Below are 16,119 nucleotides of genomic sequence, written 5' to 3' on the forward strand. Positions count from 1 at the left end.
CCGTGAGCTTCGACCTGCCGCGCAATGTCATTTTGCCGGTCGACGCCGTCGATGTCAGGCTCGACCCCGGCCCGCATCCTTTCGCGCTGGACAATGCCGAGGCGATCGCCGCGAACTGGCAGCACGAGATCGCGGCCAACCCCGCGCTGTTCGACGGTCCCGTGGTGCTGCTCTCGCGACTTGCCTGGCGCGACAATCGCCTCGTCGGCCGGTGCCACGCGGTCAACTACTCCACCTTCATGCTCTGGCGGAAGCGGCGCGAGAATTCGGGCGCCGAGCACGCCTATGCCCATGCCATGCTCGTGGCCGGCGACAATGCGCTGGTGGCGATTCGCATGGCCGCCCACACCGTTACTGCCGGCCGCGTCTATTTCGCCGCCGGTTCCTTCGAACCGGCCGATTTTCGCGATGGCCTCGTCGATGTCGATTTCAATATGATCCGCGAGGTGCGGGAAGAAACCGGCCTCGACATTTCAGGCGCCGCACGCGGCCTGCATTACCATGCCCTGTCGACGGAAAGCGGCACGGTGATCTTCCGCCGATACCGGGTTCCCGAGCCCGCCGAGGAGATCGCGCGGCGCATCTCGGCCTTCGTCGCAACCGAGGCCGAACCGGAGATCGTCGGTCCGGTCATCATCCGCCACGCCGCCGACCTGCCGCACGGGCTGATGCCGCACATGAAGCCGCTGATCGAGTGGCATTTTGCGAACGCGGACTAAACCTTACCTTCCGTGCTGATCGCCAATGCCGGCATACGAAGGTCTGAGTGGCTGCCTGCAACCCCAAACATCGGGTGCGTGCGCGGACAATCGTCTCGATCAGGATGTGTTGCCACTGTTTGCAGGCCGCATTCTGCCTTTCGACCTCGACGCGTCGCGCGCCTATGCCGACCTCATGGTAAAGGCGAGAGCCTCAGGCAAGGCGATCGGCAATGCGGATGCCTACATCGCGGCCACGGCCGCAGCAAACGGTCTTACGGTCGCCACCCGCGACACCGGCCCATTCGCGGCCGCCGGATTGAATACGATCAATCCCTGGGAAACAGCGTCGTAGCCGCGCCTTTGCTTTCCAATCGCCTTATTCATGCCGCAGCGCGTCGATCGGGTCGAGCCTGGCGCCGCGCAGCGCCGGGAAGAAGCCGAAGACCATGCCGATCAGCGCGGAAAAGCCGACGGCGAGCAGGATGACTGCCGGGCTCGGCGCAAAGGGAATGGCCAGCGTCGCCGAGGCGAGACCGGCCAGCGAGAGCCCGATCAGGATGCCGATGATGCCGCCGAGCAGCGACAGCACCGTCGCCTCGACCAGGAACTGGATGAGGATGTGCTTTTCATGCGCGCCGATGGCGAGCCTGATGCCGATCTCGCGGGTGCGCTCGGTGACCGACACCAGCATGATGTTCATGATGCCGATGCCGCCGACCAGCAGGCTGACGCCGGCGACCGCGCCCAGCATGCCGGTCATGGTGGTGGTGGCGCTGGCCATGGCATCGGCGATCTGGGTCATGTCGCGGATCGCGAAATCGCTTTCGCGGTCGGGCGTGAGGCGTCTGGCGTCGCGCAGAATATCCTCGACGCGCGGCTGCAGCTCGCTGGTCGGGGTGCGGTCGTCGGCGGCGACGTAGATGTTGTCGATGTTGCGGTTGCCTGCAATGCGCCGCTGATAGGCATGCAGCGGCATCAAGACGACATTGTCCTGGTCCTGGCCGAAGCCGGTATAGCCCTTCGGCTCGAGCAGGCCGATGATCTTGCAGGAGGTGCGGTTGACGCGGATGATTTCGCCCTCAGGGTCGCCAGCGCCGAAGAACTGCTGGCGCACCGTCTCGCCGATCAGGCATACGCCGGTGCCCGAGCGGGTCTCGGACTCGCTGAACGAACGGCCTGAGACCAGTTTCCAGTCGCGAGCATCGAGATAGGCACTGTCGGTGCCGGTGACGCCGGAGGTCAGGCTCTCGGTACCGAAGATGACGCGGACCTGCTTCTGCGAGGCCGGCGAAATGGCGCGTGCGCCTGTCAGATGGGCAATGAGCGCGGCAAGATCCTTTTCGGTGAGCGGACGGACGACCTGGTCGAGCCCGCCCGGGCCGCCGGGACCGGCCGGGCGGCCGGAGCGCACAACCAGAAGATTGCTGCCGAGCTTGGCGATGTCGTCCTTGACCTTGGCGGTGGTGCCGGCGCCAATGGTGAGCATGGCGATGACCGCGGCGACGCCGATGACGATGCCGAGCAAGGTCAGGAACGAGCGCAGCATGTTGCGGCGGATCGAGCGCAAGGAGAGGCGGACGGTTTCCCAGAGCATGTCAGGCCACCTCGACGGTCATGGTGTCGGAGGCGACATGGCCGTCGAGGAAGCGCACCGTGCGCTCGGCATATTCGGCGACGTCGGCCTCGTGGGTGACCATGGTGATGGTCAGGCCAAGCTCCTTGTTCAGTTGCGTCAGCAACTCCATGATCTCGTGCGTGCGGGCAGTGTCGAGATTGCCGGTCGGTTCGTCGGCGACGAGCAGCGTCGGCCTCGTGACGATGGCGCGCGCGATCGCCACGCGCTGTTGCTGGCCGCCGGAAAGCTCGGCCGGCGTGTGATGCTCGCGACCGACAAGGCCGACTTGCGCCAGCGCCTGCATGGCAAGATCGCGGCGCTCGCGGCCGGCCACGCCGCGATAGATCAGCGGCAGTTCGACATTTTCCGCCGCCGTGGTGCGCGCCAGCAGATTATAGCCCTGGAAGACGAAGCCGACATAGAGGTTGCGCAGCATGGCGCGGCGGTTGCGGTCGAGCCGGCCGGCATCGACGCCCATGAAGGAATAGGTGCCGGCGGTCGGCGTGTCGAGGCAGCCGATGATGTTCATGGCCGTCGATTTGCCGGAGCCGGACGGGCCCATGATGGCGACGAATTCGCCGCGCCGGATCGCCAGGTCGACGCCGGCCAGCGCGTGCACCTTGGCTTCGCCATGGCCGTAGCTCTTCCAGACCTTGTCGAAGGTGATGAGGGGGGCGCCCATCGCCACGACGTCAGCTCCGCTGCTGCGAGGCCGTGATGACCTGCGCCCCCTCCGGCAGGCCCGAGGTGATCTCGGTCAGTTCGCCGTCGGTCGAGCCGATCCTGACGTTGACCGGATGCGGACGGCCTTTCTCCAGTACGTAGAGCATGCGTGAGCCGTCGGTCGGCGGCGCTGCCGCCTGGCGCTGGCGATTGCCGCCGGGACGTCCCATGCGGCCGGTGAACAGGTCGCTCAGGCTCCAGCCGCGGGCGGCCTGCTGCGCAGGACGATAGCGGAAGGCGGAGGAGGGGACGGTCAGCACGTCCTTGGCCTGCCGGGTGACGACCGAAACAGTGGCGGTCATGCCGGGGCGCAGCAACAGCTCGTTGTTGTCGACCTCGAGCCGCGCATTGTAGGTGACGACGCCGTCGGTGGTGACCGAGGCGTAGGAGATGTCGCGGATCTCGGCGTCGAACGGCCGCTCCGGGAAGGCATCCACGGTGAAGCGGGCATGCTGGCCCGGCTTCACCGCGCCGATATCGGCTTCGTCGACCGCCGCCACCAGTTCCATGTTCCTGAGATCGGCGGCGATGATGAACAGCACCGGCGCCTGCAAGGAGGAGGCGACCGTCTGGCCGGGGTCGACAGAGCGCGTCAGCACGATGCCGTCGATCGGCGCATAGATGGTGCTGTTGGCAAGGTCGGTCTGCTGCGATTTCAGGTCGGCGTTGGCGATGGCGAGATTGGCCTCGGCGCTATCGAGCGCTGCCTTCGAACGGTCGCGGGTCGCGGTCGCCGCTTCGAGCGACTGGTCGGTGGCCATGCCGCGCTTGGTGAGGGCGGCGGCGCGCACGAGCGCGCTTTCATTCTCGGCCAGCGTCACGGTGGCGTCCGCGACATTGGCGGCGGCCGCCTTGGCGGATGCCTCGGCGCGTTCGATCTGCACCTGCAGCTTGGCGGTGTCGAGCGCGGCCAGCACATCGCCCTTCTTGACCTGCTGGTTCTCGTTGACCGAGACTGAACGAATGATGCCCGAGAGCTGGCTGGAAATGTCGACCTGGGTGAGGGGCTGCAAGGTGCCGGTCGCCGAAACCTCGACAGTGAGGTCGGCCTTGGCGGCGGGCGCCGTCGTATAGTCGATCTTGACCGGCGAGCCGGCATACCACTGGTAGCCGGCAAAAGCCGCGACAAGGACGATCAGCGCCAGCAGCGCATAGAGCCAGCCGCGGCGGCGATTCTTGCGCCGCCCCGTCTGGTCGAGCCCGAGCGCGGTCTCGATGGCGGAATCCGATTCCGTCTTTGGCAGATTGACAATCTGGTCCACGCCGGACCCCCTGAAGCGCAATAAGTCCCTATGAGTGCACAGATCAGTGCTAATGGTTCGAATATCAAATTAAATTTCGCTCATGTTGGGATTGAGGCAGAAATTCGGATCAAAGCGGAAGGTTTCCTCCATGAGACGCGATTACTTGCTTTACGATGTGTTTACGACCGATCGGCTGGCCGGCAACCCGCTGGCGGTGGTGTTGGACAGCGGCGGACTGGACACGGCTGCGATGCAGGCCATCGCGCGAGAGTTCAACCTGTCGGAATCGGTGTTCGTGCTGCCGCCGGACAATCCCAAGCACCGCGCCCGCATCCGCATCTTCACGCCCGACTATGAAATGCCTTTCGCCGGCCACCCGACCGTGGGTTCGGCGATCGCGCTGGCCGAACTGGCCGATATCGCGCTCGCTGAAATGGCCGACAATGATGGCGCTGCGAGCATTTTCGTGCTGGAGGAAAACATCGGCCCGGTGCGCTGCGCCGTCAGCAAGCATGATGGCGCGACATTCGCCGAATTCGACCTGGCGAAGTTGCCGGAGCCGCTGAAGCTCGAAGCCGACCCGGTGGCGATCGGCGCCGCCCTTGGCCTGGCGCCGCACGAGATCGGTTTCGAGAATCACCGCGTCGCGTTCTGGTCGGCGGGCGTGCCCTACGTGACCATACCGGTGGCCAATCTGGAGGCGGCCGGCCGGATCCGGCTCGACAATCAGGCCTGGTCGGAACTGGCGCCGCGCAAGAGCGAATGGGCCTTTGCCAGTCCCTATGTCTATTGCCGAGAGACGGTGAACCACGAGAGCGCCTTCCATGTGCGCATGATCGTGCCCGGCACGCCTTCCTACGAGGACCCGGCGACCGGCTCGGCGGCGGCGGCTTTCGCCGGCGCCGTCATGCATTTCGACGCTCCGACGGATGGCGTTTCGCAGCTGTGGATCGAACAGGGGCTGGAGATGGGGCGGCCCTCGCGCATCCGCCTGGAACTAAGTGTACAGGGCGGAAAACTGGTCTCGGCGCGCATCGGTGGCAACGCGGTCAAGGTGGCGGAAGGCAAGCTGTTCGTCTGACCATCTGCGTCACTTCGGCGATTTGTCGGGAAATGATTCCGGCAGGGCTGGACAGGACCGGCATCGGCGGCTATATGCCCGCCAACGCCGGTTTTTGCCGGCCGAGTGGGTGCGTAGCTCAGTTGGTAGAGCAGCTGACTCTTAATCAGCGGGTCCACAGTTCAATCCTGTGCGCACCCACCAAAGATTTCAAAAGCTTAGGTGGATAGACCCCGTGAACACAGCGGGAACGTGAGGCGCGGGTTTTCGCGCCTCACGCCCCACGTGGGGCTTTTAGGCCGCAGCCTTCAACGCATCGAGCCTTGCACTGGCTTTTCGCAGCCGCTCGAGCGCCACGTGCAGCAGCGTGACGCACGCGCCGTTGAGCGCCTGGTGCTGCGCCGGATCGGCTTCCACCCGGATATGGAGCAGGACGTCCACGATGCCCTCGGCCTCACAAAGGCAGAGATCGATCGTGTTGATATGGCCGCTGTCGTCTTTGGTCATTTTCCTCGTTACTTCTTTCGCGTGTTGGCTTCGCCGGGCCTCTCGCTCGGCCGGCGCGGCTGGTTGATGCGAACTTAAAACCACGCGAAATTTCAGCCGCTTCTTCCCGTCCCAACAGGAAGCCGCATGACCCCGCCACTTGGTCTTGCTCGTCCCGCTTCATCCGGCGGGATCGGACAAGGCTAACGTGTGAGGCGTGTCAATCAATCACGAAAGATTGCGCCAGTTCATCGCTCTGTGAATAGCGGGGACAAGTGGGCGCTGTGATGGGCACTACTTCCCACTGCTTGGGACGATTTCCCCGCGCTGCTCTTTCAGCCATACAATCGATATGACCAATCGCCTTGATTCCCATGTACGGCTGACACCCGCCCTCAAGAAGAGGCTGAAGGTCGCCGCGGCCGAGAACGGCCGCAGCCTCAATGAAGAGATCGTGACGCGGCTCGAAAGCTCCTTCGAGCTTACCAACGACGTGCGCGGCAAGGTGAAGGATCTCTTGGGTCAAGCCATAGCGGAGTTGGTCGAAGGCTAGCCGAGACACGCGGTCAGGTAGCAGCCGACCACGGTGAAATGGTTCCGGACCTGATTGCCGCAACACAGGCAGCGCAAATGGCGCCCGACCCAGCGCAGCTGCTCGCCGGCGCCGTAGCGCTTTTCGATGCGATGCCGATCGACCGGGCCGACATGGCTGCAAAGCAGGCAGCGGCCGCCGAGAATGTAGGTTTCCGGGATGTCGCGGAAGCTGATGGCGTAATAGGCCTTGCCCGGCACGGCGTCGAAAAGCGGATCCATCGTTCCGATTTCGTTCCGCCCGGCGCCGGCGTCAAGCCGTGCAGGAAAATTTTCCTCTAAGATTGTGCGTGAAGGGCGAGGAACCGGGCCAGGTCGGCTTCCTCGCCCGTCAGCTTGCGCGCCTTGGCTCGACCCGGCTCAACAAGGAAAACCGTGTGCCACTTGTCCAGGGAGTAGTAGACCCGGCCGTCGATCATTTCGACCGTTTCAGCGCTTGCCGGGATTTTAGCCATGCCTGAGAGAATGGCGCGAGCGCCGCCGGCGTCAAGGCCTCCCCCGCTAGGCGTCAGTCGGGAGCGGTTGGTGGTCTTCGTCGGCGTGATGGAACACCTGGCCGAGATCGCGCATGTCGAATGCCTGACCGCAGATCGGACAGACCATGAAATGCTCGGCCTCGTCCTTGACCGGCGTGCCGTGTCGCTTGCCTTGAATGCCGGTGCCAGGATTGTCCGTGCGTTGGTTCATGCGGAAAGGATGGCGCGGCCGGCGCCGGCGTCAAGGCTTGGTCCGCAACCTGTCTCCGGGCTTTGGCGCCGGCAGCGCCGAAGAGTCGAGGAAGCCTTCACTGAAAGCCGCGACGGGCTTGCCGTCCACTTTGACAATCGACTTCAGATTTGCGCGGTGTTCGATCTCGATGCGGCCGCGAAGAATGCCGGAAGCGACCAAGTCGGCGATCTCGGCCTCGAGAGCCTGAAGGTGAAAAGCTTCCTTGTCGCTCATCGGGCGGTCCTCCGCCATTTTTCCATCCTGGCCATGCCGCTCCTGGCGAGATCCGGGTGCAGGCCGAAATAGTGCTTCAGGATCTCGTCGATCGACTTCAGGCTGTGGCCGGTGATCGAGGCGATTTCCCATTTGGTGCAGCCGGCGAGCGCCAGCCAGGTGACGGCGGTGTCGCGCAGGTCCTGGTCGTGGAAATCATTGAGGCTCGGCATCGGCTTCAAGCCGGCCGCATCCATGAGGCCGCGGATCTCGACCTTGCCGAGCAGCTGCTCGGCCATCGGCGTGACGACGCCCTTGACCCGTTCCAGCGTGCCGAAGGCGGCGGCATGGCGCAGAACGCGGAAGGCCTTGCGGTAGCGGTGATCGTCCCACGGCCGGCGCAGCCGCTCGTCGATCAGCACATGCGCGTAGTTCAGCCGCCAGTCGGCGCGGCGCTGCATGGCGGCCGTCACGCGGTCGCGCAGGATCTCGACCATCGGGATCAAGAGCGGCTGGCCGCCCTTCTTGCGCTGATGGAACAAGATGCCTTCGCTGGTAATGCGGCTGTCCTCGAGCGCCAGCCTGTCGGCCTGGCGCTGCGCCGTATAAAGGCCAAGGGTGATGCTGTCGCCGATGTCGGGAAAGCCGAGCGCATCGCAGACGGCGACGAAATGCACCATTTCGGCAATCGAGCCGACGCGGATCCGCGGATCGAGCACCGGCAGCGTGTCCTCGAGGCCGGCGACCGGATTGTGCTTGACGATATAGCCGCCGGCCTTGGAACGGCCGAAACCATAGGCGGCCGAGATAAAGGCGCGCAGCGCGCGCGCCTGCGCCAGGCCGTGCTTGACCTCGACCTTGTCGAGGATGCCGGTGAGCACCGCCGGCGTCATGTCGTCGGCCGGCTCGTGCCAGGCGGCGCCGTCCTCCAGATGCTCGAGCACGCGCGCCGAACCCTTGTAGCCGCGCACGGTGGCGGCGGCGAGCGGCTTGCGGCGCTTCTTGCCGTCGATGATCGGCACGCCCTTCATGCGCGGGTTCTTGTCGAGGAAGGCCTCGACCAGCTGGCTGATGGTGGTGACGCCGGCGAGCCTGGCGCGTTCGGCCGCGTTCGCGGTTTTCCTGACCGTCGTCTCTCCGGCGGCGATCGCGGCGCGCTTTTCGGCGAGCTCGAGCTGGCGGCGCGCCGACCAGGCGATCGCTTCCTCGACGGTGAACCACGGGCCGGACTTGCCGTGGCGCAGATCCTCGCCCTTGTAGCCGAGATCGCGATGCACCTTCGAGGCAAAGAAGCGCGGCCGGCCGTCGCGCCAGGTGACAAGAGGAATGGTTATTTCGACTTTGCCCATGCGGTGCCCCTCGCGTGGCAGTCTGGAACCGGCGAACATGGCGAACTCCTTTCAGGTTGTCAAAACAGGCTGTGGATCAATCCTCATAGTCTTCGTGAGACGGCCAATCCTTGAACTCGTCCATCTGCCGGATTGCAGCGTCGAGAACCTGCCTTGCCTCAACCATGCTTCGCCGGACGAGACCACGATCGGTGAGAACGCCGGCGCCGTTTACGTGGAAGACGCCCAGAGAGAGCCTCGCCCTTTCAAATTTTTCCCACAGCTTGTCGGTTTCGTCGGCTGCGCGTCTGATCTTCTGGCCATTAGTCATCATCATCATTGCCCCTTTAGAAAGAAATGCGGCGGGCGCCATTCACGGCCGCCCGCCCAAGGTGCTCGCCGAACTCTCGTCGACGGCGAGGTTTGATTAGGCCCGGCAGGTACGCGGTGGGAGGTTAACCATCCCGCCGGGCCGATCCCCCAACGGGATCTAACTGTTGCGCCGCTCCGGGCGATGTTCGTAACGGACGGCGAAGCCGACCCTGCGCGGCGGTGGCTGACGATAGGCGAGCACGACGGCGCAGGCGAGCACCAGGGCGGTGAACGCGCCGGCGGCCAGCATGATGAGAACGGGCGCGCTCATGCCTGCCCCCTGATGCCGCGCAGATAGGGGCGCTCGGCCAGCACCTCGCTGGTGGCGCGCCAGGAGCGGCGGCCGTCACGCCTGGCCTTGTCTTCCTCGCGCCAGTTCGACGCCATGCGGTTCATCGCCTGCAACACGCCGGCGGTCTTGGCGTTGGCGCGGTCGAAGCGGTGCGCCATGTAGAGATCGTGCAGCTCGGCGCCGCGCGCCTTGCGCCGGTTGTTGAAGTCCGTGCGACAGCCGGCCGAGCAGAACTCGGCCTTGGGCGAGCGCGGCCCGCCGCATTCCAGGCAAGCGTGTACACGCTGCCGCACAGAGGGGCCTCCGGACGCAACGGCAAGGTTCGCGCTCATGGCCGATGCTCCGCGACCGCTTCAAGGCGCCTGCGGGCGGCATTCTGCCAATTCGTGAGCAGGCCGCTCGGGCCGCTGGTGCAGGACGACTGAATATCGGCAAGGCGGAGGGTGAACGCGGCACCGCCAGCGCTATAGGTGGCTCCATGTTCATCCTGGAGCGAATTCAGGATTGCGACTGCAGCGCGCCGATGCGCCTGGCAATCTTCATACACGTCGTCGAGCTTCGGCCTCGTCGCCAGGACAGCAAGGCCGGCGTCGACGACCTCGATCATCCGCTTGACGCGGGCAACATCCAGCTTTCTCGTCATCCCTGCCTCCGCTGGCGGCGCTGTTCCATCACCGCGTAAGTGGCCAAGCCCTTGCCGGTCAGCATGAGCTGGTCGCCGTGGCGGTTGTGGTCGGTGCGGGCAACGCCCTTGCCGATCAGCTGGCGGGCGAGCTGGCGGGTGACGCGGTGCGGCGCGCGGCCGTAATAGCCGCCGCGCGAGGCAAAGCAGCTGTGATCATGAATGATCACGAGCGCCTTGCGTTCGGTGTCCGTGAGCTCGCGCGGATCGAGCAGGCCAGAATTGTTGACGGCGGCGATCATGCGAACCTCCGCTCGAGCGGCGTCGCCTTTGCCAGGCGCACGACGTTCCCGGGCTGCTCCTCCGCCGGCGCGTCGAGGCCGCCATTGGTTTCGATCCAGCGCATGACGGCGGCGCGGGACCAGCCGGGGCAGCCCGGCAGCTTTTTGGGGAAACCGGCGTTCTCGAGCTTGCGGCGATTGTTGCGGAAGCTTTCGACACAGGTCCAGCGGAGAAGGCGCGCGACTTCGTCGGCGCTTAGCACCGGCCGCAGGGGCACGGGATCAGGAGCAGGCATTGCAAATCACCTCGCAAATCAGTTGCGAGGGGAAAATGCCGCGATAATTGCTTTAATGCAACCGTCTAATCAAAAAATGCTAACCGACGATGCTTTCGGTTTCACGTGGAACGTTTCGCCTTGAGCCGTTCGACCTCGAAAGATGCGACGCCTTCGAACTGCTCGGCCTTGCCGTTGCCGGCTTTTGCCAGCCAGTCGGCCAGCTCTACGACCGCGCGCGCGACATCCGCCGGCGAGGCGAGTTGCAGCGCCTGGCGCTGGTGCAGCGCGGCGACGGTCTGTTCCACGGCCTGACGAAAGGCTTGGTAATCCGGGGAAACCGGAGGCGAAACGCCAAACTTGCGCACGATCTTGTCGATCGTCGTCGACGACAGAGCGTGCGGATGGTCGGGGTTTGCGACAATCCTGCTTAGCGTTGTCGCCACCATTCCGGCCTGCTTGGCGATCTGTGTCGGGGTCAGACCGAGCTGCCGGGAAATTTCCATAACCCATTCGCGATGCAGCCGGATCAATTCCCGGGATGCATTCGTCGAGACCCCCTCGTCCTTCGCCATCGGCCGTACTCCAAACATCGGAGCCGAAGAATGCGTTACGGGGATAGCTGATGCGACTTGCACAAACACACTTGACACAACAAAGGCAAATCAGATTTGGGTTGCATAAATGCACATATGTTGAGCGGAAGCGCAATGGACAATCGCACGGAAATCCCTAGCAGCGAAGCAATTGCCGCCCGCGCCGATGCGATCGGGGTGCCGTTGTCGAGGCTGGCGACGGAGGCCGGCCTCGCCGCCTCGACGCCGTCGCGCTGGAAAACGGGCGGCGCGACCGATCGCAAGCTGCGCGCCGTGCAGCGGGTGCTCGAGGCGCGCGAGCGCGCGTTGCTCCTTTCCCTGATGCAGCTCCACCCGGATCTGGCGGAAAGGAACGCCGCATGACCCGGCTGCCGATCGGGCGCGAGGATGGCTATTACCTGGCCTCGCCGGAGGGCGTGCGCTTCGTGCCGCTCGATCCGGCGCGCCGCCAGCCGACAGGCGAAGTCATTCCTTTCCCGCAATTCTTCCGCGCCACGCAACGCGCCGTTGGCGCGATGATCGAACGGGCAATCGATTGCTGCGGTCACGTCGCCAGCGCGGACGATCCGAAAATTTGCGGCCGCTGCGGGATCCATATCGACAGCCTGCGGCCGGATGACGACGAGGATCCGCGATGACCTGGTGGCGGCGGCTCTGCGACTTCGCGTTCAATCTCGGCCTGGTGCTCGGCCGCCGGCGGCGATCGCAAACCGACCCGGCCGAAGCCGCGATGCAGGAGCTTCGGCGCGAGATCGAGAAAAGGCTGCGCTCATGAGCTGGTCGCCGCAGATGCGCGAAAGCCGGCGCAGCAGGGGGGGGCAGGCCGACATGTTCGATAGCCCGGTGCTCTCCTTCAAGCTGGTTTGCGATGGCAACGACCCGCTGACCAACGCCTTCGTGAAAACCCGCAAGGCGCACATTTGCTGCATCTGCACCGGGCCGATCGGCGCTGGCATCCGGGTGCGGCGAGAAACAAGGCGCAGCGCCGACGGCAGGAAGATTGAGACTAGCCATGTCTGCCAGCTCTGCGCCGACGCGATCGCCTACGACGTAGCGAATGGCGACTATTCGCCGGCCGCCGTCGCCAGCGGCACATACTGGGTACGCACCGATGCGCGCTACCGGCTGGCAAGGGTGGCCCGCGCATGAGCACCGCAATCCGTTTCGCCACCGCCGACGTCTTCACCGGCCAGTACAAGGATCCGAAGACCTTCATCGCCGCCATTCTCGGCCGCCTGCAAGTGGCCGCGCTCCAGGATGGCTGGATCGGCACCCAGCTCTATGACGCCGACTGGATCGAGCGCCAGGGTGAGCCGCCAATGGCGGTGATCGCGCTGCGCCCTGGCGAAGGCGCGGCGAGCGTCGCCGACGTGCGGCAACACCTCATCGACAAGAAACGGGCGGAAAGGAAAGCGGCATGAGCACGACCAGGACGGAACTGCATCTGACGATGTGTCAGTGCCCGCACGTCAACATCGTCATTGCCGAGCCCGGCGGCGGACTTCATCTGCATTTCGCATGCGATCCCGACGAAGCCGAAATCATAGCCGCCGAGCTGATGAAGCTCGCGGCGGAGTGCCGGGTCAAGTCCGGCCAGTGCCTCAAGCAGTAGGAGGCGCACCATGTTCAACGATCAGCGCGTGCAACAGATATCCTTTGCGGTGCCGACAGTCGTGTTTACCAACCTGGCCAAACGCGCCGGGCCACTCAACATCAAGCCAACGGAATATGCGCGGCGGCTGTTCGAGGCGGCCTATGCCGCGCGTGTCGCCGGCGAGCGTGGCCAGCAGACCGAAGATGCGGCGCTCGATCATCAGGTGCGCCAGGTGTTCCTGCTCGCCGACTGCGAACCGGAATTTATCGCAGAAGCCTTGCTGCTGCCGCTCGAGCGCGTCCAGCGGATGCTCGAGGGCTGGCGCCAGGTGGCGCGTGATCTGGTCGACCCGCCGGCGAAGGCTGAAAAACCCGCCGAAACGAAAGCGCCGCCACCACCCCCTGCCGAGCCCATGAAAACCGGCGCCATGGAGGCCGGCGAGATCTCCGTGATCCGCGCCCTCTGGCGCGAAGGCAAGACGGTCGCCGCGATCGCCGACACGCTCGGCCGCGCCCACAAGTCAGTGGCGAATTTCGCCATGCGCAACCGCGACATCTGCCCGCCCAGGAAGGCCGACAAATGAGCAACAAGATCCCGATCATCGACCAGCTGCACAATGCGACCGACAGCCGGGCGCGCGCCGACGTGCTGCTGCGCTGCCCGGACGCCGTGATGCTGAAATACGAAAGCGCGTTCCTCAACGCCTGTCGCGAGTTCCCGGCGGGCGAGCTGTTCGTGTTGCAGCGGACCAATGCCATGCGGCATGTTCGCTCGGCCGCCGGCGGCCTGCCAGGCAAACTGGCGCTGGAGCTCGAGACACTGCGCGCCGAGCTCGCCGCCTATGTCGCCGGCGCTGATCCTCTATGGCCGCTCGACGCGCCCCAGCTCGGCCAGGCGAAGGGGCCGCCCTCGATCGACATCTGACCATTCGTTGCGTGTTGCGTTTGCGTGCCTTGGGAAACGCCGGTCTCTGACTGCTTCCGGCGTTTCCCTGCGAGCCGGCTTTGCCCCAAAGCCGGCTCGCTTCCCTTCAAGCAGTTTCAGTGGGTGGGACATGCCGCGCAAAAACAAGAACGCGAAACAGGTCAGGCGGACGCCGTACCGGCCCGACGCGACGGCCGAGCTCGAGCGGATCGAGAAGAAGCGGGAAGCGTTGGGCGTGACCCTGGCGGATCTCGCCAGCCGCGCCGGGCTGACCGAAAGGACATTCACCAACATACGTCGGCACAAGCGCGCCTTTCCCCGCCATATCCGGGCGCTGACCTACGCGCTGCGGACGATAGCCCGCGAGATCGAGGCGCAGGCGGGCGTGATCAAGTGACCAGGCTGATCGAGCGCGCGGGGCACATAGCCGCGGTTGGCGTCAATGCCGTCGTCGAGGCCTCCGGCCTGGCGGCGGACCTGCGCCGGCCGGTGACGCTCTATCTGCTGACGGTCGGCTGCAATCTGCCTGGCGCCACGGTGGCCGCGATCGTCGGCTGCACCAAGCAGAACGTCTCGAAGCATCTGCGCCGCGTCGAGGACGCGCGCGAGGACGCGACTTTCGACCAGGCGCTCGAGCGGCTGGAACATCAGCTCTTTGGAGGAATGTGATGACGGTCACTCACGACGAGGACGAGAACCTGCTCGCCGCCGGCGACGACGGCCAAGCGGCTGTGCTCGACCACGAAAGCCAGGTGCGGGAGTTCCGCGATGCGCTGAAACAGGCGCTGAACACCGTCAACATCGAGATCGCCGCCAGCGGTGGCCGTCCCGGCATCGACGCCGTGATGACCGCGCTGACATCGTTGCAGGCCGAGTTCATCGCCATGGCGCCGTCGCGCTTCGCCAGGCGCATGCAGATCAAGGAAATCGAGCGAGAGCTGCCGCGCCTGGTCGCGCTGCGGACGGGCGGGACACTGTCATGAGCTTCCTGCGCGAGATCCGATTGCAGATTGTTAGGGCAGTGGCCGAGCTACCCGATCGGACGTCGCCCGCAGACCGGCCCGAAATGATGCTGGTTTCGCAAGCCGAGCTGATGGCCATCCTGGACCGCTGCTTTGATGTAGTAGCCCCGCCGCTGGAATACGAAAGCACAGGCGAGCTCGCCTACCAGAGATATTGCGCAGCGCAGCCTGTCGACGAGGTCGACGCCGAGCTCACGCTGACTATGCTCGAGACGTGGGCGCCGGCGTGCCTGCCGGCCAATGAGCAAGGACAGGTGCATTTTGCGCGGGCCATGCTGGACAGTGCCGCCGCGACGATCCGCGCGCTGGTTCGAAAATGACATCCCGCTTCCGCCTGGTGAAGGACAAGCTGCAAGGCGACATCAGGTCGGTGATCGGCGACGTGTTCGGCGGGATCAATGCCAACCCGAAGCGGCGCAAGCGGCTGCGCTGGGCTCTGATCAATCCCTGGAGCGGGGCGAAGTCGGCCAATCTGCATGTCTATCTGACCGGCGCCCGCGCCGGCGGGTGGAAAGATTTCACGACGGGCGAAACCGGCGACATCATCGACCTGGTCGCCTTCGGCAAGGAAGGGCTGGTCACTCCGGACAGCCGCATGCGCGTCATCGAGTGGGCGGAGGATCGCTACGGGATCCGCAAGCTCGACCCGAAAACGCGCGCCATCATGGAAAAGGAAGCCGCCGATCGGCGCGTCGTCGCCGAGAACGCGGCGATCGCCAGCCAGGCCGAGCAGCGCGAACGGGTGCGCAAGACGTTCTATGCCTGCCAGGCGAAGATCCTGGGCACGCCGGTCGAAACCTACCTGGCGACGCGCGGCGTGGTGCTGGCGGACGTGCCGCACATCACGCCGGCGTTTCGCTATCGGCCGGATTGCGAATACTGGCCGCTGGCACCCAGCGACGGCGAGGGGCAGCGGCTCGGCCGTGGTCCGCTCTTTCCCGCCATGGTCTCGGCGATGGTTGCCGGCGACGGCCGGCTGAACGCGCTGCACATGACGTTTCTCGACCATGACGGGCTGCGCAAGGCGCCGGTGAAAGCGCTCGCGACGCGCCAGGGCCTCGATCCCAAGGACATCAACGAAAAGCTTTTCAAGGGCGACGTCCAGGGCTTCGTGATCCGCTGCACGAACGGGCCGTCCGGCCTGTCGGCCGAGCGCGCGGCGGAGGCCGGCGTCGCCGGCATATGCGGCATCACGGAGGGCATAGAGGACGCGCTGTCGGCCGCCGTGGCGCACCCGGCCTTGCGCATGTGGGCGGCCGGCTCGCTGTCGGGCCTGCTGCACGTTCATGACCATCCGGCGGTCAGCGCCTGGATCATCTTCAAGGACAACGACTGGGGCAAGCCGCAGGCGGCCGCGCTGTTCGAGCGCGCCGTGGCGCGGCTCCGGTCGTTCAAGAAGCCCGTCGAGGTGCTGGCGATGCCGGCGGACTGGGGCAAGGACGTCAACGATGCACTCAACCAGGAGGACTGAA

Annotated in this window: 32 protein-coding genes, 1 tRNA gene and 1 pseudogene; 18 read left to right on the forward strand and 16 right to left on the reverse strand. The window is 65.3% G+C overall.

Annotation, left to right across the window (positions count from 1 at the left end):
* Positions 1-2 precede the first annotated feature (2 nt).
* Both FJ940_RS13985 and FJ940_RS13990 read left to right on the forward strand, forming a co-directional pair.
* Positions 3-719, forward strand: coding sequence for a hypothetical protein (locus FJ940_RS13985; protein ID WP_140495404.1), 717 nt, complete (start codon positions 3-5; stop codon positions 717-719).
* A gap of 85 nt (positions 720-804) precedes the next feature.
* Positions 805-1,053, forward strand: a pseudogene (locus FJ940_RS13990) (PIN domain-containing protein); the annotation flags it as partial.
* Positions 1,054-1,077: 24 nt separating this feature from the next.
* On the opposite strand, the gene FJ940_RS13995 reads toward FJ940_RS13990, so the two are convergent.
* The 3 genes from FJ940_RS13995 to FJ940_RS14005 are packed head-to-tail and all read right to left on the reverse strand — an operon-like array spanning position 1,078 to position 4,301.
* Complete coding sequence (locus tag FJ940_RS13995; protein ID WP_140521160.1) at positions 1,078-2,295, reverse strand: ABC transporter permease; 1,218 nt, start codon at positions 2,293-2,295, stop codon at positions 1,078-1,080.
* A gap of 1 nt (position 2,296) precedes the next feature.
* The gene (locus FJ940_RS14000) at positions 2,297-3,004 is read right to left on the reverse strand and encodes an ABC transporter ATP-binding protein (protein WP_140564194.1); all 708 of its coding nucleotides are present in this window, start codon (positions 3,002-3,004) and stop codon (positions 2,297-2,299) included.
* Between the two features lie 4 nt (positions 3,005-3,008).
* On the reverse strand, positions 3,009-4,301 hold the full coding sequence (locus FJ940_RS14005; RefSeq protein WP_140656830.1) for an efflux RND transporter periplasmic adaptor subunit: 1,293 nt from the start codon (positions 4,299-4,301) through the stop codon (positions 3,009-3,011).
* Between the two features lie 130 nt (positions 4,302-4,431).
* Here FJ940_RS14005 and FJ940_RS14010 point away from each other — a divergent pair, with 130 nt between their 5' ends.
* Together FJ940_RS14010 and FJ940_RS14015 are read left to right on the forward strand one after the other, a co-directional pair.
* On the forward strand, positions 4,432-5,364 hold the full coding sequence (locus FJ940_RS14010) for a PhzF family phenazine biosynthesis protein (RefSeq protein WP_140495414.1): 933 nt from the start codon (positions 4,432-4,434) through the stop codon (positions 5,362-5,364).
* 107 nt (positions 5,365-5,471) lie between these two features.
* Positions 5,472-5,547: transfer RNA gene (locus tag FJ940_RS14015), tRNA-Lys, on the forward strand.
* A gap of 90 nt (positions 5,548-5,637) precedes the next feature.
* On the opposite strand, the gene FJ940_RS14020 is transcribed toward FJ940_RS14015, so the two are convergent.
* Positions 5,638-5,850 carry a hypothetical protein gene (locus tag FJ940_RS14020; RefSeq protein WP_140656832.1) on the reverse strand — a complete coding sequence of 71 codons (213 nt, stop codon included), beginning with the start codon at positions 5,848-5,850 and terminating at the stop codon, positions 5,638-5,640.
* A gap of 331 nt (positions 5,851-6,181) precedes the next feature.
* Here FJ940_RS14020 and FJ940_RS14025 point away from each other — a divergent pair, with 331 nt between their 5' ends.
* The gene (locus FJ940_RS14025) at positions 6,182-6,382 is read left to right on the forward strand and encodes an Arc family DNA-binding protein (RefSeq protein ID WP_140656833.1); all 201 of its coding nucleotides are present in this window, start codon (positions 6,182-6,184) and stop codon (positions 6,380-6,382) included.
* Here FJ940_RS14025 and FJ940_RS14030 read toward each other — a convergent pair.
* The 12 genes from FJ940_RS14030 to FJ940_RS14075 all read right to left on the reverse strand — a co-directional run bounded on the left by FJ940_RS14030 (position 6,379) and on the right by FJ940_RS14075 (position 11,086).
* Positions 6,379-6,642: a hypothetical protein gene (locus FJ940_RS14030; protein WP_140656836.1), complete on the reverse strand. Its 264-nt coding sequence runs from the start codon at positions 6,640-6,642 to the stop codon at positions 6,379-6,381. The genes FJ940_RS14025 and FJ940_RS14030 overlap by 4 nt on opposite strands.
* Before the next feature lie 56 nt (positions 6,643-6,698).
* Positions 6,699-6,875 carry a hypothetical protein gene (locus tag FJ940_RS28460; protein WP_181171767.1) on the reverse strand — a complete coding sequence of 59 codons (177 nt, stop codon included), beginning with the start codon at positions 6,873-6,875 and terminating at the stop codon, positions 6,699-6,701.
* A 46-nt stretch (positions 6,876-6,921) separates the two neighbouring features.
* Positions 6,922-7,107 (reverse strand): hypothetical protein, encoded by a 186-nt coding sequence (locus FJ940_RS14035; protein ID WP_140656838.1) that lies wholly within the window; start codon positions 7,105-7,107, stop codon positions 6,922-6,924.
* Between the two features lie 30 nt (positions 7,108-7,137).
* The gene (locus FJ940_RS14040; RefSeq protein WP_140656840.1) at positions 7,138-7,380 is read right to left on the reverse strand and encodes a hypothetical protein; all 243 of its coding nucleotides are present in this window, start codon (positions 7,378-7,380) and stop codon (positions 7,138-7,140) included.
* Positions 7,359-8,690: a hypothetical protein gene (locus FJ940_RS14045; protein WP_140656842.1), complete on the reverse strand. Its 1,332-nt coding sequence runs from the start codon at positions 8,688-8,690 to the stop codon at positions 7,359-7,361. The genes FJ940_RS14040 and FJ940_RS14045 overlap by 22 nt, the downstream gene beginning before the upstream one ends.
* 76 nt (positions 8,691-8,766) lie before the next feature.
* Entirely contained in the window at positions 8,767-9,042 is a 276-nt protein-coding gene (locus FJ940_RS14050; protein ID WP_140656844.1) for a hypothetical protein, read from the reverse strand.
* 117 nt (positions 9,043-9,159) lie between these two features.
* Complete coding sequence (locus tag FJ940_RS28465; protein ID WP_181171768.1) at positions 9,160-9,312, reverse strand: hypothetical protein; 153 nt, start codon at positions 9,310-9,312, stop codon at positions 9,160-9,162.
* Complete coding sequence (locus FJ940_RS14055) at positions 9,309-9,665, reverse strand: transcriptional regulator (RefSeq protein ID WP_246671027.1); 357 nt, start codon at positions 9,663-9,665, stop codon at positions 9,309-9,311. Before FJ940_RS14055 ends, FJ940_RS28465 begins: the two co-directional genes overlap by 4 nt.
* Entirely contained in the window at positions 9,662-9,976 is a 315-nt protein-coding gene (locus tag FJ940_RS14060; RefSeq protein ID WP_140656846.1) for a hypothetical protein, read from the reverse strand. The genes FJ940_RS14055 and FJ940_RS14060 overlap by 4 nt, the downstream gene beginning before the upstream one ends.
* On the reverse strand, positions 9,973-10,257 hold the full coding sequence (locus FJ940_RS14065; RefSeq protein WP_140656848.1) for a hypothetical protein: 285 nt from the start codon (positions 10,255-10,257) through the stop codon (positions 9,973-9,975). The genes FJ940_RS14060 and FJ940_RS14065 overlap by 4 nt, the downstream gene beginning before the upstream one ends.
* The gene (locus FJ940_RS14070; protein ID WP_140656850.1) at positions 10,254-10,532 is read right to left on the reverse strand and encodes a hypothetical protein; all 279 of its coding nucleotides are present in this window, start codon (positions 10,530-10,532) and stop codon (positions 10,254-10,256) included. Before FJ940_RS14070 ends, FJ940_RS14065 begins: the two co-directional genes overlap by 4 nt.
* Positions 10,533-10,633: 101 nt before the next feature.
* On the reverse strand, positions 10,634-11,086 hold the full coding sequence (locus FJ940_RS14075; protein ID WP_140656852.1) for a helix-turn-helix transcriptional regulator: 453 nt from the start codon (positions 11,084-11,086) through the stop codon (positions 10,634-10,636).
* Positions 11,087-11,221: 135 nt separating this feature from the next.
* On the opposite strand from FJ940_RS14075, the gene FJ940_RS14080 reads away from it, so the two are divergent.
* The 13 genes from FJ940_RS14080 (at position 11,222) to FJ940_RS14135 (ending at position 16,118) form a co-directional block, all read left to right on the forward strand.
* Positions 11,222-11,470: a hypothetical protein gene (locus FJ940_RS14080; RefSeq protein ID WP_140656853.1), complete on the forward strand. Its 249-nt coding sequence runs from the start codon at positions 11,222-11,224 to the stop codon at positions 11,468-11,470.
* Positions 11,467-11,745, forward strand: a complete 279-nt coding sequence (locus tag FJ940_RS14085) for a hypothetical protein (protein ID WP_140656855.1) — start codon at positions 11,467-11,469, stop codon at positions 11,743-11,745. The genes FJ940_RS14080 and FJ940_RS14085 overlap by 4 nt, the downstream gene beginning before the upstream one ends.
* The gene (locus tag FJ940_RS28470) at positions 11,742-11,882 is read left to right on the forward strand and encodes a hypothetical protein (protein ID WP_181171769.1); all 141 of its coding nucleotides are present in this window, start codon (positions 11,742-11,744) and stop codon (positions 11,880-11,882) included. The genes FJ940_RS14085 and FJ940_RS28470 overlap by 4 nt, the downstream gene beginning before the upstream one ends.
* Positions 11,879-12,256, forward strand: coding sequence for a hypothetical protein (locus FJ940_RS14090; RefSeq protein WP_140656857.1), 378 nt, complete (start codon positions 11,879-11,881; stop codon positions 12,254-12,256). The genes FJ940_RS28470 and FJ940_RS14090 overlap by 4 nt, the downstream gene beginning before the upstream one ends.
* Complete coding sequence (locus FJ940_RS14095) at positions 12,253-12,528, forward strand: hypothetical protein (RefSeq protein ID WP_140656859.1); 276 nt, start codon at positions 12,253-12,255, stop codon at positions 12,526-12,528. The genes FJ940_RS14090 and FJ940_RS14095 overlap by 4 nt, the downstream gene beginning before the upstream one ends.
* Positions 12,525-12,719: a hypothetical protein gene (locus FJ940_RS14100; RefSeq protein WP_140656861.1), complete on the forward strand. Its 195-nt coding sequence runs from the start codon at positions 12,525-12,527 to the stop codon at positions 12,717-12,719. The genes FJ940_RS14095 and FJ940_RS14100 overlap by 4 nt, the downstream gene beginning before the upstream one ends.
* Positions 12,720-12,729: 10 nt before the next feature.
* Positions 12,730-13,284 (forward strand): helix-turn-helix domain-containing protein, encoded by a 555-nt coding sequence (locus tag FJ940_RS14105; protein ID WP_140656863.1) that lies wholly within the window; start codon positions 12,730-12,732, stop codon positions 13,282-13,284.
* The gene (locus FJ940_RS14110) at positions 13,281-13,625 is read left to right on the forward strand and encodes a hypothetical protein (RefSeq protein WP_140656865.1); all 345 of its coding nucleotides are present in this window, start codon (positions 13,281-13,283) and stop codon (positions 13,623-13,625) included. Before FJ940_RS14105 ends, FJ940_RS14110 begins: the two co-directional genes overlap by 4 nt.
* 130 nt (positions 13,626-13,755) lie before the next feature.
* Positions 13,756-14,022, forward strand: a complete 267-nt coding sequence (locus tag FJ940_RS14115) for a hypothetical protein (protein WP_140656867.1) — start codon at positions 13,756-13,758, stop codon at positions 14,020-14,022.
* A complete protein-coding gene (locus FJ940_RS14120) occupies positions 14,019-14,294 on the forward strand; it encodes a hypothetical protein (protein ID WP_140656869.1) in 276 nt (91 codons plus the stop codon). Before FJ940_RS14115 ends, FJ940_RS14120 begins: the two co-directional genes overlap by 4 nt.
* The gene (locus tag FJ940_RS14125) at positions 14,294-14,608 is read left to right on the forward strand and encodes a hypothetical protein (RefSeq protein ID WP_140656871.1); all 315 of its coding nucleotides are present in this window, start codon (positions 14,294-14,296) and stop codon (positions 14,606-14,608) included. Before FJ940_RS14120 ends, FJ940_RS14125 begins: the two co-directional genes overlap by 1 nt.
* On the forward strand, positions 14,605-14,967 hold the full coding sequence (locus FJ940_RS14130; protein WP_140656873.1) for a hypothetical protein: 363 nt from the start codon (positions 14,605-14,607) through the stop codon (positions 14,965-14,967). The genes FJ940_RS14125 and FJ940_RS14130 overlap by 4 nt, the downstream gene beginning before the upstream one ends.
* The gene (locus FJ940_RS14135; protein ID WP_140656875.1) at positions 14,964-16,118 is read left to right on the forward strand and encodes a toprim domain-containing protein; all 1,155 of its coding nucleotides are present in this window, start codon (positions 14,964-14,966) and stop codon (positions 16,116-16,118) included. The genes FJ940_RS14130 and FJ940_RS14135 overlap by 4 nt, the downstream gene beginning before the upstream one ends.
* Position 16,119 lies beyond the last annotated feature (1 nt).

It is taken from the genome of Mesorhizobium sp. B2-3-7 (assembly GCF_006442695.1).
In the GTDB taxonomy this organism is placed as follows: domain Bacteria; phylum Pseudomonadota; class Alphaproteobacteria; order Rhizobiales; family Rhizobiaceae; genus Mesorhizobium.

Excerpts from the sequence above, each read along its gene's own strand:
- FJ940_RS13995 (WP_140521160.1), bottom strand. The coding sequence starts at position 2,295 with ATGCTCTGGGAAACCGTCCGCCTCTCCTTGCGCTCGATCCGCCGCAAC.
- FJ940_RS14010 (WP_140495414.1), top strand. The coding sequence starts at position 4,432 with ATGAGACGCGATTACTTGCTTTACGATGTGTTTACGACCGATCGGCTG.
- FJ940_RS14020 (WP_140656832.1), bottom strand. The coding sequence starts at position 5,850 with ATGACCAAAGACGACAGCGGCCATATCAACACGATCGATCTCTGCCTT.
- FJ940_RS14025 (WP_140656833.1), top strand. The coding sequence starts at position 6,182 with ATGACCAATCGCCTTGATTCCCATGTACGGCTGACACCCGCCCTCAAG.
- FJ940_RS14030 (WP_140656836.1), bottom strand. The coding sequence starts at position 6,642 with ATGGATCCGCTTTTCGACGCCGTGCCGGGCAAGGCCTATTACGCCATC.
- FJ940_RS28460 (WP_181171767.1), bottom strand. The coding sequence starts at position 6,875 with ATGGCTAAAATCCCGGCAAGCGCTGAAACGGTCGAAATGATCGACGGC.
- FJ940_RS14035 (WP_140656838.1), bottom strand. The coding sequence starts at position 7,107 with ATGAACCAACGCACGGACAATCCTGGCACCGGCATTCAAGGCAAGCGA.
- FJ940_RS14040 (WP_140656840.1), bottom strand. The coding sequence starts at position 7,380 with ATGGCGGAGGACCGCCCGATGAGCGACAAGGAAGCTTTTCACCTTCAG.
- FJ940_RS14045 (WP_140656842.1), bottom strand. The coding sequence starts at position 8,690 with ATGGGCAAAGTCGAAATAACCATTCCTCTTGTCACCTGGCGCGACGGC.
- FJ940_RS14050 (WP_140656844.1), bottom strand. The coding sequence starts at position 9,042 with ATGGCGCCCGCCGCATTTCTTTCTAAAGGGGCAATGATGATGATGACT.
- FJ940_RS28465 (WP_181171768.1), bottom strand. The coding sequence starts at position 9,312 with ATGAGCGCGCCCGTTCTCATCATGCTGGCCGCCGGCGCGTTCACCGCC.
- FJ940_RS14055 (WP_246671027.1), bottom strand. The coding sequence starts at position 9,665 with ATGAGCGCGAACCTTGCCGTTGCGTCCGGAGGCCCCTCTGTGCGGCAG.
- FJ940_RS14060 (WP_140656846.1), bottom strand. The coding sequence starts at position 9,976 with ATGACGAGAAAGCTGGATGTTGCCCGCGTCAAGCGGATGATCGAGGTC.
- FJ940_RS14065 (WP_140656848.1), bottom strand. The coding sequence starts at position 10,257 with ATGATCGCCGCCGTCAACAATTCTGGCCTGCTCGATCCGCGCGAGCTC.
- FJ940_RS14070 (WP_140656850.1), bottom strand. The coding sequence starts at position 10,532 with ATGCCTGCTCCTGATCCCGTGCCCCTGCGGCCGGTGCTAAGCGCCGAC.
- FJ940_RS14075 (WP_140656852.1), bottom strand. The coding sequence starts at position 11,086 with ATGGCGAAGGACGAGGGGGTCTCGACGAATGCATCCCGGGAATTGATC.
- FJ940_RS14080 (WP_140656853.1), top strand. The coding sequence starts at position 11,222 with ATGGACAATCGCACGGAAATCCCTAGCAGCGAAGCAATTGCCGCCCGC.
- FJ940_RS14085 (WP_140656855.1), top strand. The coding sequence starts at position 11,467 with ATGACCCGGCTGCCGATCGGGCGCGAGGATGGCTATTACCTGGCCTCG.
- FJ940_RS28470 (WP_181171769.1), top strand. The coding sequence starts at position 11,742 with ATGACCTGGTGGCGGCGGCTCTGCGACTTCGCGTTCAATCTCGGCCTG.
- FJ940_RS14090 (WP_140656857.1), top strand. The coding sequence starts at position 11,879 with ATGAGCTGGTCGCCGCAGATGCGCGAAAGCCGGCGCAGCAGGGGGGGG.
- FJ940_RS14095 (WP_140656859.1), top strand. The coding sequence starts at position 12,253 with ATGAGCACCGCAATCCGTTTCGCCACCGCCGACGTCTTCACCGGCCAG.
- FJ940_RS14100 (WP_140656861.1), top strand. The coding sequence starts at position 12,525 with ATGAGCACGACCAGGACGGAACTGCATCTGACGATGTGTCAGTGCCCG.
- FJ940_RS14105 (WP_140656863.1), top strand. The coding sequence starts at position 12,730 with ATGTTCAACGATCAGCGCGTGCAACAGATATCCTTTGCGGTGCCGACA.
- FJ940_RS14110 (WP_140656865.1), top strand. The coding sequence starts at position 13,281 with ATGAGCAACAAGATCCCGATCATCGACCAGCTGCACAATGCGACCGAC.
- FJ940_RS14115 (WP_140656867.1), top strand. The coding sequence starts at position 13,756 with ATGCCGCGCAAAAACAAGAACGCGAAACAGGTCAGGCGGACGCCGTAC.
- FJ940_RS14125 (WP_140656871.1), top strand. The coding sequence starts at position 14,294 with ATGACGGTCACTCACGACGAGGACGAGAACCTGCTCGCCGCCGGCGAC.
- FJ940_RS14130 (WP_140656873.1), top strand. The coding sequence starts at position 14,605 with ATGAGCTTCCTGCGCGAGATCCGATTGCAGATTGTTAGGGCAGTGGCC.
- FJ940_RS14135 (WP_140656875.1), top strand. The coding sequence starts at position 14,964 with ATGACATCCCGCTTCCGCCTGGTGAAGGACAAGCTGCAAGGCGACATC.